Genomic DNA, 13,456 nt, shown 5'->3' on the forward strand with positions numbered 1-13,456 from the left:
GGCCGCCGCGGCCCGTTCCGCGACGGAGCGTGCGGCCGTGGCCCAGGCCGCTGCAGGCCGTTCCGCGCTCGCCAGGCCCGCCGCTTCCGGTGCGGCCGGCAAAGCGAGCCGCCTGCGCCGCGTGCGCGCAGTGACCTCCCTGTTCCTTCTGACCGGAGTGGTCCTGTTCGTCTCCGGCGCCTTCGCCCTCGCCGCCGGCGGAACCGGGGCGGTCCTGGTCAGCGGCCTCGTCCTGGCTGCCCTCGCCTTCGGCGCCCTGTCGCGCCTGGCCCGCACCGCTCGGCGCGCCCACGAGGGGCACGCCGCCGGGGTCGGAACCGGCGAATCCGCCACCGCGTCGCGGGTCGGGCAGACGTTCGAGCCCGTGCAGCTCGAGGAAACACCGGTCGCGGCCCACAGCTGGACGCCGCATCCGCTGCCGCTGCCGATGCATCTCTCGCGCGGCTCCGTCGCCCAGACCGCGATGGCCTCCGTGGAGGCCGCAGCGGAACTGCGCAAGGCCGCTGCCGAAGCCGAGGTGGCCCGGAGGGCCGCCCAGCTGGTCGTGGCCGCCACCCCGCTCAGACGGCCGTCGGCGGCTGCGGCCCCCGTTGCGGCCCCCGCGGCCGCGACCAGCAGGTTCGCGTCGATGGGTGTCGTCGGGGAGACCGCGCCCGGCATGAGCGATCTCGACGCCGTGCTGCGTCGGCGTCGCGCCGTCGGCTGATCAGCCGAATCATTCCGGGCTTTTCCTGCCGTTGACGGCCCGGCGGCAAAAGTCATCGGCCGCGCGTGATATTCTGCATAAGCGGTTAGGGGCTATGGCGCAGTTGGTAGCGCGTCTCGTTCGCAATGAGAAGGTCAGGAGTTCGAATCTCCTTAGCTCCACCGATTGAAATGCCCGGCAAGCCAGGTTCCCTGGCCAGCCGGGCATTTTTGTTTTCCAGGTCGTGCCGGATCGCAGTCGTAACGAATTCGACGGAGATTCTGCCCAAGTCCGTCCCAAACGGGGCAAAAGCGTGTTTTTAGAGCAGTATCTCCGTCGAATTGGTTTGACGCGGCCGGCTCCTGGTCAGCCGACGAACGTCGCCATCGTGAGCACGGTCGTGCCCTCCACGTCGGCGGTGGACAGCGCCACGCGCACGGCCCCGAGCTCGGCCAGGGAGGAGACGTGGGTGCCGCCGCAGGGGATCCGCGCGCTCTGTCCCGGCAGGTCGCAGACCCAGTACCGGCGGTCGGTGAGCAGCGGGCCGTCAGCGTCGATGTGCACGCTCGCGCCCGTGGCCACCCACTCGGCCAGCGTCGCGTTCAGGGCGCCCTGGATCTCGGGCAGCGCCTCGGCCAGGCCCTCGGTGATGAACCCCTTCTTGCGCAGGGACTTGCCGAGCCGGTAGGTGTCGACCGATTGGTTCTCCCCGATCAGGGACACATCGATCGCGGTGCCGTCGAAGTCGGGGTTGCCGAGCGCGTCGGCGCGCACCTCCTTCTTCCAGCGGTCGGCCAGAGCCAGGTTCAGGCCGAGCGCGGCGAGGTGGCACGCGGTGTGGCCCGCGGACATCCGGGTGCGGTAGTCGGCGTCGACCTCGACCTCGACGATCTGCCCCTCGGCCGGTGCGGCATCGCCCGACAGCAGATGCACCACGACGAACGCCCACCCGGCCGTTCCCTTCTGCACCGGGATGTCCCGGCCCAGATACAGCGCCGTCCCGTCCGTCGCTCCGACCACACAGTCCACCACCGGCAACTCGGCTGCCGCGGCGCGCAGCACGGCCCGGTCTGGCCCCTGATCAGGCCAGCCGGCATCCACCGGGTGCACGGGGGTGGCGTCGAGCAACACGGCGACCAGTCCAGTGACCAGCCCCTCGGCACGCGGTTCGACGTGCAGCACGGTCGCGGTGAGACGGGTCAACCCGGCCGGGTAGTCCACCCGGGTGTCCAGGGAGGGAAGGGTCATCGGCAGGTCCTTTCGGGACGACGGGACGAAAAAGGGTGTTGCCGCGGCATCCGCGGCAACACCCTGAGTTTAATCGTGGAGGCGACCCTAGGCCTTGCGTGCCTTCTCGGTCGTTTCGTTCGCCTTGGCGTGCTTGTCGGCACGCTTCTCCTTCAAGGACTTGCCGGCAACCTTTTTGGATGCGTCCTTCTTGGGTGATTTGTCAGCCATGTGTACTCCTTCGAACCGAGCCCCAGCGGCACCGTGACTTCGACCCTACGCGGGTTACCGCGAAAGGGCACCTTCCAGTTCCGCCGGAACCCGGCCCCTGTGCAACTTCGCGGCCCCGTCGTAGGCTGCACCCGAGCGGGCCGCTCCGCCGGTGTCGGCTCCACCCCGCAGAGAGGAACTCAAGATGAGCGACAAGGCCACCTACCAGGCAATCTTCTTCGGCCCCAACGTGATCGCGGCCGGCACGCCGCGGGAACTCGAATACGTCGATGGGAAGTACCAGCAGGAGGTCGTCCTCCAGATCGAGGAGGACGGGGTGACCACCCGACGTCGCTTCAAGATCGGCCGGGTGACCGATGAGCCGATTGCCTACCGTTTCGACGAAGACGTGCACGACGAGAAGGGCGAAGCGGATGTCCCCAACTAGGCGGGCATCCCCGACCGGCTAGATCCGTTTGCCCGGACCGCGGCCGAGCCGCACCGGCAACGCCATCAGCGGGCCGACGAACCGGCGCTGCAGCCTGCGGGCGGGACCCCAGACGAACTGCACCACGTACTGCGCGAGGATGGCGCCGGCGGCCAGCGCCGCGGCCACGGCGCCGGCGGTGAGCATGCTGAGCAAGCCGTCGATGTTGCCGTCGGACAGTTCCAGCAGGCCGCGGAACAGGATCAGGCCCGGCACCAGGGGCACCAGGGCCGACACCACGATCACCAGCGGGGGAGTGCGCACGATCCGCGCCGCGATCGCGGCCAGCAGCCCGACGCCCACGGCGCTCATCGCCGAGGACCAGACCAGGCCGAAACCGGCGCTCGCCCCGGCCAGATAGAAGAACTCGGCGACGGCGCCGAGCAGGCAGACCACCCAGAATGCCCGCCAGGGCACCTGCACGCCGAGGGCGAACCCCATCACGATCACCACGGATGCCGTCAGCAGCACCGGCAGATCGGCCAGGGTCGGCGCCAGGTTCGCGTCGACCTGCAACTGCAGCCCGAACCGGGCCAGCAGCAGCGACCCGCCCGCCACACCCGTGACGAGTCCGCCGGTGATCAGCAGCGCCTCCAGCATGCGGGCGGTCCCGGTCAGGTAGAAGCCGGACAGGGTGTCGTGCACGGCGCCGAAGGTGGTGACGCCGGCGAGAAGCATGATGATGGTCGCGATGACCACCAGAGACGGGTTCGCCGAGGGGTCGATCTGCGCCACGATCGCCGCGACGATCGGCCCGATCGCCCCGCCGACCACGTTTTGGTAGAACACGGGAACCTGCCGCCGCTCCAGGGACGCCGTGATCAGGTCGATGAAGAAGGTGGCGACGAAGGCGGCGATGTAGACCACCGGCCCGCCGCCGATCAGCGCGCCGGCGCCGGCACCGACGAGGCTCCAGCCCAGGCGGCGGAACAGCGCGGGCACCTGGGGTTTGGCGCTGACGATGGTGGCCAGCCGTTTGCGGGCTTCGGCGACATCCGGTGGCGAATCGAGGATTTCGGCGATCAGCTCACTCGTCGCCGTCAGCTTGCTGTAGTTCAGCGAACGGTACTTGACGTTTCGGCTGCGGGTGACCGACTCGTGAGTGGCCGGGTCCTCGTAGGTGAGGGCGATGATCGTGTGGGTGACATTGGCCTCGGTTCCCCGCAGCCCGTAGGCGCGGGTGATCGCCTCCATCGCGGCGGTGGCGTCCTCCGCGCCGGCGCCGGCCGCGAAGATGACCTCCGCGAGCCGCATGGTGAGGTCGAGGACCGAGCGGGTGTAGGCGGCGCTGTCGAAGACATTGATCGCGCGCGTGACGTCAGACATCGAGCGGGCCCAGCCAGGCCGCGGCCACGGTGGCGTGTGCGGATTCCGCGTCGGAGGGGTGGAAGATCCCGGCGAGCACATCGCGGTACAACCGGCCCAGCTCGTTGCCGGCGAAGTAGGACGAACCTCCGCTGACCCGCAGGGCCTGGTCGACGACCTGCCGGGCCGTCTCGGTGGCGCGGTGCTTGAGCCCGGACAGGAGGGGGAACCACTGCCGGCCGCGATCGACGCCGGCGTCCACGTCGTGGGCGAGGGCGTCGACCTGCGGGTACAGGCCATCCATCAGCATCGCGGCATCCGCAACCCGCCAGCGGATGTCGGGGTCCTGCGCCAGAGTGCGGCCGTCGTTCTTCAGCGAGGTGCGCCGCCCGGCGGCATCCACGGCCAGTTCGACCGCGCGCCGGCCGATGCCGGTGTAGACCGCGGCCAGCAGGATCTCGAAGTTGGCGAAGATCGCGAAGAGCAGGGGGTCCGGGTTGGGCCCCGGGTCGAGGCGGCGGAAGACCCGGTCGGGGCGGGCGGAGGCCTCGCTGAGCACGGTGCTGCGGCTCTGGCTGGCCCGCATCCCCAGGGTGTCCCAGTCGTCCTTCTGGCTGACTCCCGGGTCGGTGCGGTCGATGAAGGCCCACACGATTTTCGGCGCGTCGGGGGACTCGGTGTCCAGGCCCATGGTGCCCAGCCGGGTCCAGGCGGGGGAGAGGGTCGTGAAGATCTTGGTGCCGGTGAACCGGTAGCCACCGTCGGCCTGCGGCGAGGCCGCGGTGATCGACCCGGACAGCACCAGGTCGTTGCCTGGTTCGCTCACACCGAACCCGAAGACCTCGCAGGCGGCGGCGCCGTGCAGCACGAACGCGAGCGAGTCGTCGCCGCGGGCGTGCAGGGTGCGGGCCACGCCGGTCCAGACCAGGTGCATGTTGACGGCGAGGGCCGTGGCCGGGGCATGGGCGGCGAGCCGGATCTGGTCGCGAGCCACCTCGTTCAGGCTGCGGCCGAGGCCGCCGAATTCGACCGGAACCAGGGCTCGGAGGTAACCGGCCGCGGTCAGGTCGGCCAGATCGTCGGTGGGGAAGGTGTTGTCCCGGTCGTGGCCGGCGGCGCGGGACCGGATGCGCAGGAGGAGCTCGTCGCCGAGGGGGGAAGGGCTGGCGGGCGTAATCACGTACTCCAGCCTAACCTCCGGCCTAATCGGCCTTGCGCCTCCGCGTGGACAACCAGACGACGAGGCCGACGATCGCGGCGACGAGGGACAGGGCCAGCAGCCACGGCAGGGCGAAGCCGACGCCCACCATCGCGGCGGCCAGGGCAGCAACGAGGGCGTTCCAGCCGGCCAGGATCCCGGTCCAGAAGTCGTCAGGGGAGCCGGGGGCGACCGTGCCGGTCGAGTACAGGTCGAGGCTGATGGTCGAGAAATCCACCTGATCGGCGAGGTAGTCGCGCTGGGACTGCAGGCCCTCGAGCTCGCTCTGCCGGCTGGCCAGGGCGCTCTCGATCGCGATCAGGTCGGTGGTGCTGGTGGCCTGTTGCATCAGGGTGAGAAGGCGATCGACGGATGTCTGCAGCGACGTGATGCGCGCATCGAGGTCCTTGGTCTGCTGGGTGATATCCGAGGCATTGAGCGACACGAAATTCACCGTGCCGAGTTTTTTCAGCTCGGCGAGGGTGCGGTCTAGCTCGTCGGACGGGATGCGCAGGGCGAGGTTGGCGCTGGCCGGCTGGTTGTCGGTGGCCGGGTTCTCGGTGCGGCTGTCGATCCGGCCGCCGGCCTGCTCCGTGATGGTGACGGCAGCCTGGGCGGACTTGATCGGGTCGTCCACGGTGATGGACACGGACCCGGTGGTGATCACGTCCCGGTTCTCCGAGGTGACATTGCCCGTGCTGCCCTCCGGGGCCACGGCGTCACCGGGTTGAATCGATTTGCCGGACTGATCCGTCTGGCCGGACTGGTCGGACTGGTCGGACGAGCCGGATCCCTCGCTCGACGGGGCGGAGCCGGTTGAAGCGCCCGGCGCGGTACATCCGGCCAGGAGGAGGGCGGTGAGGACGACCGCGCACGTCAGGGAGAAACGCTTCATGGCCTCACTGTAAGGCTGCGCTCGGTGCTGGTGTCCGGACGTAAATCACGATCCAGTCTCGATGGTTGCCGCCCGACCCGACCATACTTGAACCATGACCTGGTGGGCGGACCTGACCGAACGGCTCCGATCCCGCCGCCCGCCGCTCCTGCACGTCGCGACGGATGAGGGGAGCGGCCCGGTCGTGATCCTGGTGCACGGCATCGCGTCGTCGTCGGAGACGTTCCGCGAAGTGGTGCCGCTGCTCGTGCGGAGCCACCGCGTGATCGCTCTGGACATCCTCGGCTTCGGGAAGTCGCCGGCCCCCGACGGCTGCGAGTACCGGCTCGAAGACCACGTCGACGCGCTCGCCGCCACGATCCGCTCGCTGAAGCTGCGGGAGCCTTTCATGCTGGTGGGACATTCCCTTGGCAGCCTGATCGTGGCCCGCTTCGCGGCGCTGCCCCGCACCCGGTCGTCCCGCCGCACCCGGGTGTCCCGGGTGGTGCTGGTGGGGCCGCCGGTGTACCTGTCTCCGGCCGAGATCGGTGACCGCTGGGTGCGGGCCAGGGTGAGCGCCTACCTGCGCGCCTATGATTTCCTCCGGCTGAACAAGGAGTTCACCCTCGCCAACGCGGCGATCATCACCCGGCTCCTGCCCCGAGGCATCTTCGAACTCACCGAGCGCAACTGGACGCCGTTCGTGAAATCGCTGGAGAACTGCATCGAGAACCAGACCCTGGTCAGCGACATCGCGAGTCTTCAGTTGCCCGTAGACGTGGTCTACGGCACCCTCGACGCGTTCCTCGCCGCGGGCAGCATGACGGTGATCGAGCGGATGCGCCACGTCACCATGCACCGCGTCGACGCCAACGACCACCTCATCCGGCCGCGCCTGGCCCGGGCGCTGGTCGGGGTGATCGACCAGTCGGAACCGGCCGCGCCCGCCGCGTCCGTCCGCAGTCCCGGCCCCGGTGATTAGGCTGAGGGAATGGACACACGCACATTGGGAAGAACCGGCCGAACCGTCTCCGTGATCGGGTTGGGCACCTGGCAACTGGGAGCGGACTGGGGTGACGTGTCGGAGGCCGACGCTACCGCGGTGCTCGCGGCATCCGTCGACGCGGGCGTCACGATCTTCGACACCGCCGACGTCTACGGCGACGGCCGCAGCGAGCAGATCATCGGGCGCTTCCTCGCCGGCAGCAGCGCCGAGGACACCCTCACGGTGGCCACCAAGATGGGGCGCCGGGTCGACCAGCTGGCCGAGAACTACTCGCTGGCCAACTTCCGGGCCTGGACGGACCGGTCCCGCACGAACCTCGGGATGGACACCCTGCACCTGGTGCAGCTGCACTGCCCGCCCACCGACGTCGTCGAGTCCGATCTGGTCTACGACGCCCTCGACACCCTCGTCGCCGAGGGCGCGATCGCCGCCTACGGGGTCAGCGTCGAGACCTGCGACCAGGCGCTCGCCGCGATCGAGCGGCCGGGACTGGCCACCGTGCAGATCATTCTGAACGCGTTCCGGCTCAAGCCGCTGGATGCCGTCGTGCCCGCCGCGCGCGCCGCCGGCGTCGGCATCATCGCCCGGGTCCCGCTGGCGAGCGGCCTGCTCACCGGCAAGTACACCCGCGAGACCACGTTCGCGGCCAACGACCACCGCAACTACAACCGGGACGGCAGCGCCTTCGACGTGGGCGAGACGTTCTCGGGCGTCGACTACGAGACCGGCCTGAAGGCCGCGGCCGAGTTCGCGGCCCTGGTGCCCGAAGGCCTGTCTCCGGCCCAGGCCGCGCTGGCCTGGGTGGCCCAGATCGACGGCGTCAGCGCCGTCATCCCCGGCGCCCGGTCGGTGCAACAGGCGCAGGGCAACGCCGCCGCCGGCTCGGTCCCCGAGCTGAGCCTCGCGTTCCACGAGGGCGTGCAGGACATCTACGACCGGATGCTGCGCGACCAGATCCACCCGCGCTGGTAAGCAGCCCCGGCTAAGCAGCCCCCGGCTAAGCAGCCTCGCCGCTGTTACCTTTCCGGTCGAGAGTGCCCGTTCCGCCGGTCACTCTCGACCGGAACGGGCACTGTCGCTGCGGCTACTCCTGACCGAAACTGGAACTGGAACTGGAACCGGAACTGGAACTGGAACTGGAACCGGAGCGGGCGCCGTCGCGGCGGGCGGGGTGGGCCTGGCGAGACCGGCCTCGGGCGGCGAGGAGGAGATCGGCCGCCTTCTCGCCGATCACGATGGCGGGCGCATTGGTGTGGCCGCGGATGATCATCGGCATGATCGACGCGTCGGCGACGCGGAGGCCGTCGACGCCGCGCACGCGCAGCTCCGGGTCCACCACCGAGGCCGGGTCGGCGCCCATCCGGGCCGTGCCGACCGGGTGGTACAGCGTGTGGGCGTGGTCGTCGAGGGCCCGGGCCAGCCGGTCGGCGCTGCTCAGCGCGGCGCTGTCGACGGGCATGATCAGCCGCCCGGTCGTGGCGGCGTGCAGTGCCGGCGCCTGCAGCAGCCGCTCGCACCAGGAGAGCCCGGCCAGCAGCGTGGCCCGGTCGGCTCCCTCGGGGTCGCTGAGGTAGCGCGGGTCGATCAGGGCCTTCTCGAGCGGGTCGGCCGAGGCGAGCGTGACACGCCCGTGGCTCTTCGGCTGCAGCAGGATGGCGCCCACGGTCAGCCCGTGGGCCGGCGTGGGCACGAGGCCCTCGCCGACGTAGGCGACCGGGGCGAAGATGATCTCGATGTCGGCCAGCGTGAGATCGGGGCGGGTGCGGATGAAGCCGTAGGCCTCGGCCACGTTCGAGGTGAGCATGCCCCGGCGGCGCAGCAGGTAGGCCGCGATCTCACCCGGCTTCTGCGCGGTGAGGAGCGTGTCCCGGGTGGTCTCCGCGACGAGGCCGGACAGCAGGTGGTCGCGCAGGTTCGCGCCGACCTCCGGTGCGTGGGCGAGAACCGCGATGCCGTGCCGGCGCAGCTGGTCGGCGTCGCCGATGCCGGAGAGCATCAGCAGCTGGGGCGTGTTCACGGCCCCGCCGGAGAGCACGGTCTCCTCGCGGGCCAGCACCCGGCGCAGGCTGCCGCCGCGCAGGTACTCCACCCCGATCGCGCGCGTGCCCTCGAACAGCACCCGGGTGGCGTGCGCGCCGGTGCGGACCGTGAGATTGCGCCGCTTCCGGGCGGGTTTGAGGTAGGCGTCGGCGGTGCTGACCCGGGAGCCGCGGCGCTGGGTGACCATGGTCTGGCTGAACCCGTCCGGCTGGGCGGCGTTCGCGGCCTCGACGGTGAGGCCCAGTTCGGCCGCGGCGGCGAGGAAGGCCCCGGTGTGGGACCGCGGGCTGCGCTGCCGCTGCACCCGCACGGGACCGCGGCGGCCGTGCGCGGCATCCGTCGGCCCGGCGACCCGCTCGACCCGGCGGAAATAGGGCAGCAGCGAGGACCAGGACCAGTCCGGCCCGGCGATGTCGCCCCAGTGGTCGTAGTCCGCGGCGAAACCCCGCACCCACATCATGGCGTTCATCGACGAGGAACCGCCGAGCACCTTGCCGCGCGGCCAGTAGACGCTGCGGCCGCCGAGGGCGGGCTGCGGCACGGTGTCGTAGTTCCAGTCGAGGCCGGAGCGGAACAGCTGGGAGAAGGCCGCGGGGATGTGGATCTCCGCTTTCCGGTCGACCGGGCCGGCCTCCAGGAGCAGCACCGACGAGGTGCCGTCGGCGCTGAGGCGCTCGGCGAGGGCGGATCCGGAGGAGCCGGCCCCCACGATCACATAGTCGAACGTCTCGGCGACGGGGTTCTCCCGGTTCGAATTCACGCGGCTCACCGGAGCACCTTCCCGGGGGCCTGGGCGTCGGACGTGGACAGTGCTTCCTCGGCGAGCAGGGCTTCCGCGGCGCGCAGGTCCTTCCGCAGGATCTTGCCCGACAAAGACTTCGGGATCTGACCGGTGAACTGCACCCGGCGCACCTTCTTGTGCGGCGCCACCTGCCCGGCGATGAACGCCATCACCTCGTCGCCGGTGAGCGCGGCATCCGGCTGGAGCACGACGAACGCCTTCGGCACCTCTTCGCCCGCGTCGTCCGGCACGCCGATCACCGCCGCGTCGTAGATCAACGGATGCCCGAGCAACAGCGCCTCGAGCTCGGCCGGGGCCACCTGGTAGCCCTTGTACTTGATCAGCTCCTTGAGCCGGTCGACGATCGTGACGTAGCCGTCGGAACTGACCGTGGCGATGTCGCCGGTGTGCAGGAAACCGTCGGCGTCGAGGGTCTCGGCGGTGGCGGCGTCGTTGCCGAGGTAGCCGAGCATGATGTTCGGGCCCCGGCAGAGCAGTTCGCCGGGCGCGCTCGTGCCCTCGGCCGGCTGGTGGATTTCGGCGCCGGTCTCCGGGTCGATCAGCTTGCACTCGATGTTCGGCAGGGTCAGCCCCACCGAGTCCAGCGGGATGTCGCCGCGGTCCAGCGGGATGGCGTGCGAGACCGGGCTCATTTCGCTCATCCCGTAGCCCTGCCGCACCCGGCAGCCCAGCCGCTCGGCCACGGCCGCGCCGAGGGTGTGGTTCAGTGAGGCGGCCCCGGAGAAGATGGTGTGCACGCTTGAGAAGTCGTACTCGGCGACCAGCGGATGCTTCGCCAGGGCCACCGCGATCGGCGGCGCGATGAACACGTAGGTGGCCTGGTAGTCCTGGATGAAGCGCAGGAAGTCGGGCAGGTCGAACCGCGGCATCGTGACCAGGCCGGCCCGGCCGGCCAGCGCGATGTTCAGCAGCACCGTCATGCCGTAGATGTGGAAGAAGGGCAGCACGGCCAGCACCCGGTCGTCGGGGGTCGCGCCGATCAGGGGCAGGGACTGGGCGACGTTCGCGACCAGGTTGCGGTGGGTGAGCATGACCCCCTTGGGGTGCCCGGTGGTGCCGGAGGAGAACGGCAGCACGGCCAGGTGGGTGCCCGGGTCGATGCTGACGCTCGGCGCCGGGTGTGCCTCCCGCAGCAGGTCGTTGAGCGAGGCGTGGCCGGGCGCGCCGTCGAGCACGATCACCTGGTCGGCGCCGAGTCCGGCACTCGCGGCGGCCTGAAGCGCCTGCGGTAGGAGCGGGGAGACGGTGAACAGCAGCCGCGCCCCGGAACCGCGCAGCTGGGCGGCGATCTCCTCGGCGGTGTACAGCGCGTTGACGGTGGTGGCCGTGGCGCCGGCGCGCAGGATGCCGTGGAAGACGGCGGCGAACGCGGGCACATTGGGGGAGTGAAGTGCCACGACGTCGCCGGCGACGATGCCGCGGGCGGAGAGGGCCCCGGCGACGCCGGTGATCTGGGCCAGCAGCCCGCGGTAGCTGGTCTCGGCGCCGGACGGGCCGTCGATCAGGGCGACCCGGTCGAGGTCCGCCTCGAGGATCCCGCCGAACAGGTACTCGAACACGCTGAGGTCGGGAATCTCGACCTCAGGAATCGGACTGGTGAACACCACGGCTATCTCCTTTGATGGGCGGCAGGTGAAACGAATGTGCAGGTGGGCGGGGCAGGTGGGACGGGGGCAGCGGGTGCGGCGCGGGCTCAGGCGCGGAAGGCGGAGGCGAAGACCCGGGGCATCCGCAGCCAGGACGGATGCGCGGCGAACCGGGACAGGAGGCGTCCGGTCGCGGCACCGCTGCGGGAGGTGACGAACCACGGCGGCTTCGGGAACAGGGCGAACTCGCCGTGCAGCACCGAGTGCGGGAACGGGCGGAACGGGCCGCTCACGACCGTGCGCTCGGGGGAATCGATCAGCAGGGCGTTGTGCACGATTCCGATCCCGCTCTGCACGTCGTCGATGGTGTGCCCCGGGTAGGCTCCCCAGGGTGCGGCGGCGGTGAGGAACCCGAGGCCGGTCCAGGTGTTGATGGCGATGGTGCCGTAGCGGAGCCGGGCCACGGCCTCCCGGAATCCGGCGCCGAGGCTCTTGATCGTGCGCGGTTCCGCGATGATATTGGCGCCGAGGGTGCCGAGGAAGTCCCGGTTGACGGTCTCGACGGCTGCGTGCAGGAACTCGGCCCCGGTTCCGGGGAGCTCGATCACGCCGAGCACGGGGGAGAAGGTCTCGGTCGCGGTGATGGCCGACGGGTCTCCGGCGCCGACGACGACGAGGAGACGCCCGCCGTCGCCGAGGCGCTCGGCGCCCGGGTAGGCGGCGGCGGCCTTGGCGACGCGGCCGTCGCTGCCGGGGTACCAGGCCGGGCGGGCCGGGGTGCGGCCGATCGCGGCCCGCAGCTCGACCAGGAACGCGTCCTTCTGCGCCCAGTCTCGGCTGAGGACGACGACCTGCCCGGCGATGCAGTTGTAGCCCCCGTTGTGCAGCCGCTGGGTGGCGACATGCTCCGCCTGGTAGCGCAGGTCCCTGCGGCTCCAGTTGCCGGGCAGAACGATGATGGGGGCGACTCCGCCGAGTTCGCTGGTGATGGGCTTGGCGAGGAGCGGAGACCCCCCGGCCCGCCGCTCGGCGCCGGCCGGCCCGGCGCCGTAGACGACGACGTCGTGGGTGGCGGCGCTGCCCGTGATGTGCACGTGCACGATCCCCGGGTGGTGGGCCAGGTAGCCGCCCAGGATGCCGTCGCCGGTCAGGATCCGCAGCACGCCGTGCTCGATCAGGGGCGCGAGGGCCGCCTGGTAGACGGGGAGCATGGCCTCGAGCACGGGGTTCAGTTTCAGCAGTACCACCCGGTTGTGGGCGACCAGCTCGTAGAGCACGTCCAACGGCGGGATCGAGGTGATGTTGCCGGCCCCGAGCACGAGCCCGATGCCACCGGTGCGTTCGGGATGCAGTTCGGCCAGACCGGCCCGGGAACGCACGGTGTCGGCGGTGACGCCCGGCGGCATCCAAACCTCGGCCGTGAACCCGTGCAGCAGCAGCGCCTCGTGCGCCGTGTGCGGGAGGACCCGCACGGTGACCCGGCCGCCGGGAGCGCGGCCGAACCGGGCTCCGGCGAGCGGACTCGTGCCCCGGCTGATGCGGGTCAGGCTCTGCTGCAGGGTCGCGGCGGCCGTGAGCAGCGGGTACGGGCCGGAGATCCATTCCTCGCCCCCGAGCGGGGAGTCGGCGTCGAGGCCCTTGATGCGACTGGCGGTGGTGGCCCAGGCTTCGGCCTGCGCGGCGACCGCGGCGTGCACCTCGGCGAGCAGCGCCACCCGCTGGGGCAGGGTCGTCTGCGCCCAGCGCTGCTCCCCGGCGGCCAGCTCGGCGATCATCCGGTCGGCCCGGGCGAACATCTCGGCGGCGGCGGCCGTGGTGGTGGCGTGTGCGGGTGCGGTTGTAGCGGGTGCGGGTGCGGGTGCGGGTGCTGGTACGGGCATGGGCTCGGTCGTGGTCATCGGTTCCCCTGGTCTGTGACGAACGGTGGACTGGTCTCCGGCACAATCCGTCGGCGGGGCGTCCGGTTCTCCGGCAGGGTCTGCCCGAGCACGCAGGACACGGTCGTCGCTGGTTGGCTGGGGTCAACTCTGTAGGGC

At 70.9% G+C, this 13,456-nt stretch carries 11 protein-coding genes, 1 tRNA gene and 1 pseudogene; 5 read left to right on the forward strand and 8 right to left on the reverse strand.

The genetic code is table 11. The annotated features are described in order from the left end of the window. Nucleotides 1-706 (forward strand): annotated as a pseudogene (locus E3T42_RS16525) (hypothetical protein); the annotation flags it as partial. A gap of 88 nt (nucleotides 707-794) precedes the next feature. Continuing rightward, nucleotides 795-867, forward strand: a tRNA-Ala gene (locus E3T42_RS00010). 184 nt (nucleotides 868-1,051) lie between these two features. On the opposite strand, the gene E3T42_RS00015 is transcribed toward E3T42_RS00010, so the two are convergent. Both E3T42_RS00015 and E3T42_RS17405 read right to left on the reverse strand, forming a co-directional pair. Then, nucleotides 1,052-1,933: a metal-dependent hydrolase gene (locus E3T42_RS00015; RefSeq protein ID WP_134366099.1), complete on the reverse strand. Its 882-nt coding sequence runs from the start codon at nucleotides 1,931-1,933 to the stop codon at nucleotides 1,052-1,054. An 87-nt stretch (nucleotides 1,934-2,020) separates the two neighbouring features. Further along, nucleotides 2,021-2,143: a hypothetical protein gene (locus E3T42_RS17405; RefSeq protein ID WP_255408599.1), complete on the reverse strand. Its 123-nt coding sequence runs from the start codon at nucleotides 2,141-2,143 to the stop codon at nucleotides 2,021-2,023. 184 nt (nucleotides 2,144-2,327) lie between these two features. Between E3T42_RS17405 and E3T42_RS00020 the strand changes: the two genes are divergently transcribed. After that, a complete protein-coding gene (locus tag E3T42_RS00020) occupies nucleotides 2,328-2,570 on the forward strand; it encodes a hypothetical protein (RefSeq protein ID WP_134366098.1) in 243 nt (80 codons plus the stop codon). 18 nt (nucleotides 2,571-2,588) lie between these two features. Here the strand turns inward: E3T42_RS00020 and E3T42_RS00025 are convergent, their stop codons facing one another. Genes E3T42_RS00025 through E3T42_RS00035 form a run of 3 tightly spaced genes read right to left on the reverse strand, consistent with a single transcriptional unit; the run spans nucleotide 2,589 to nucleotide 6,007 of the window. Beyond that, the gene (locus tag E3T42_RS00025) at nucleotides 2,589-3,935 is read right to left on the reverse strand and encodes a threonine/serine exporter ThrE family protein (RefSeq protein WP_160141078.1); all 1,347 of its coding nucleotides are present in this window, start codon (nucleotides 3,933-3,935) and stop codon (nucleotides 2,589-2,591) included. Continuing rightward, nucleotides 3,928-5,094, reverse strand: coding sequence for an acyl-CoA dehydrogenase family protein (locus tag E3T42_RS00030; RefSeq protein WP_370261312.1), 1,167 nt, complete (start codon nucleotides 5,092-5,094; stop codon nucleotides 3,928-3,930). The genes E3T42_RS00025 and E3T42_RS00030 overlap by 8 nt, the downstream gene beginning before the upstream one ends. Nucleotides 5,095-5,116: 22 nt before the next feature. After that, complete coding sequence (locus E3T42_RS00035; protein WP_134366096.1) at nucleotides 5,117-6,007, reverse strand: DUF4349 domain-containing protein; 891 nt, start codon at nucleotides 6,005-6,007, stop codon at nucleotides 5,117-5,119. A 94-nt stretch (nucleotides 6,008-6,101) separates the two neighbouring features. Here E3T42_RS00035 and E3T42_RS00040 point away from each other — a divergent pair, with 94 nt between their 5' ends. Together E3T42_RS00040 and E3T42_RS00045 are read left to right on the forward strand one after the other, a co-directional pair. Continuing rightward, a complete protein-coding gene (locus tag E3T42_RS00040; protein WP_134366095.1) occupies nucleotides 6,102-6,968 on the forward strand; it encodes an alpha/beta hydrolase in 867 nt (288 codons plus the stop codon). A gap of 9 nt (nucleotides 6,969-6,977) precedes the next feature. After that, nucleotides 6,978-7,964 (forward strand): aldo/keto reductase, encoded by a 987-nt coding sequence (locus tag E3T42_RS00045; protein ID WP_134366094.1) that lies wholly within the window; start codon nucleotides 6,978-6,980, stop codon nucleotides 7,962-7,964. 112 nt (nucleotides 7,965-8,076) lie between these two features. On the opposite strand, the gene E3T42_RS00050 is transcribed toward E3T42_RS00045, so the two are convergent. From E3T42_RS00050 to E3T42_RS00060, 3 genes are all read right to left on the reverse strand, one after another. Beyond that, nucleotides 8,077-9,801, reverse strand: coding sequence for a GMC family oxidoreductase (locus E3T42_RS00050; protein WP_241975728.1), 1,725 nt, complete (start codon nucleotides 9,799-9,801; stop codon nucleotides 8,077-8,079). Continuing rightward, a complete protein-coding gene (locus tag E3T42_RS00055) occupies nucleotides 9,798-11,438 on the reverse strand; it encodes an AMP-binding protein (protein ID WP_198415996.1) in 1,641 nt (546 codons plus the stop codon). The genes E3T42_RS00050 and E3T42_RS00055 overlap by 4 nt, the downstream gene beginning before the upstream one ends. A gap of 89 nt (nucleotides 11,439-11,527) precedes the next feature. Further along, complete coding sequence (locus tag E3T42_RS00060) at nucleotides 11,528-13,318, reverse strand: aldehyde dehydrogenase family protein (protein ID WP_241975729.1); 1,791 nt, start codon at nucleotides 13,316-13,318, stop codon at nucleotides 11,528-11,530. Nucleotides 13,319-13,456 lie beyond the last annotated feature (138 nt).

It is taken from the genome of Cryobacterium sp. TMT4-10 (assembly GCF_004403275.1).
Taxonomy (GTDB): domain Bacteria; phylum Actinomycetota; class Actinomycetes; order Actinomycetales; family Microbacteriaceae; genus Cryobacterium; species Cryobacterium shii.

Coding starts and splice junctions, on each gene's coding strand:
- E3T42_RS00015 (WP_134366099.1), bottom strand. CDS start 1,933: ATGACCCTTCCCTCCCTGGACACCCGGGTGGACTACCCGGCCGGGTTG.
- E3T42_RS17405 (WP_255408599.1), bottom strand. CDS start 2,143: ATGGCTGACAAATCACCCAAGAAGGACGCATCCAAAAAGGTTGCCGGC.
- E3T42_RS00020 (WP_134366098.1), top strand. CDS start 2,328: ATGAGCGACAAGGCCACCTACCAGGCAATCTTCTTCGGCCCCAACGTG.
- E3T42_RS00025 (WP_160141078.1), bottom strand. CDS start 3,935: ATGTCTGACGTCACGCGCGCGATCAATGTCTTCGACAGCGCCGCCTAC.
- E3T42_RS00035 (WP_134366096.1), bottom strand. CDS start 6,007: ATGAAGCGTTTCTCCCTGACGTGCGCGGTCGTCCTCACCGCCCTCCTC.
- E3T42_RS00040 (WP_134366095.1), top strand. CDS start 6,102: ATGACCTGGTGGGCGGACCTGACCGAACGGCTCCGATCCCGCCGCCCG.
- E3T42_RS00045 (WP_134366094.1), top strand. CDS start 6,978: ATGGACACACGCACATTGGGAAGAACCGGCCGAACCGTCTCCGTGATC.
- E3T42_RS00060 (WP_241975729.1), bottom strand. CDS start 13,318: ATGACCACGACCGAGCCCATGCCCGTACCAGCACCCGCACCCGCACCC.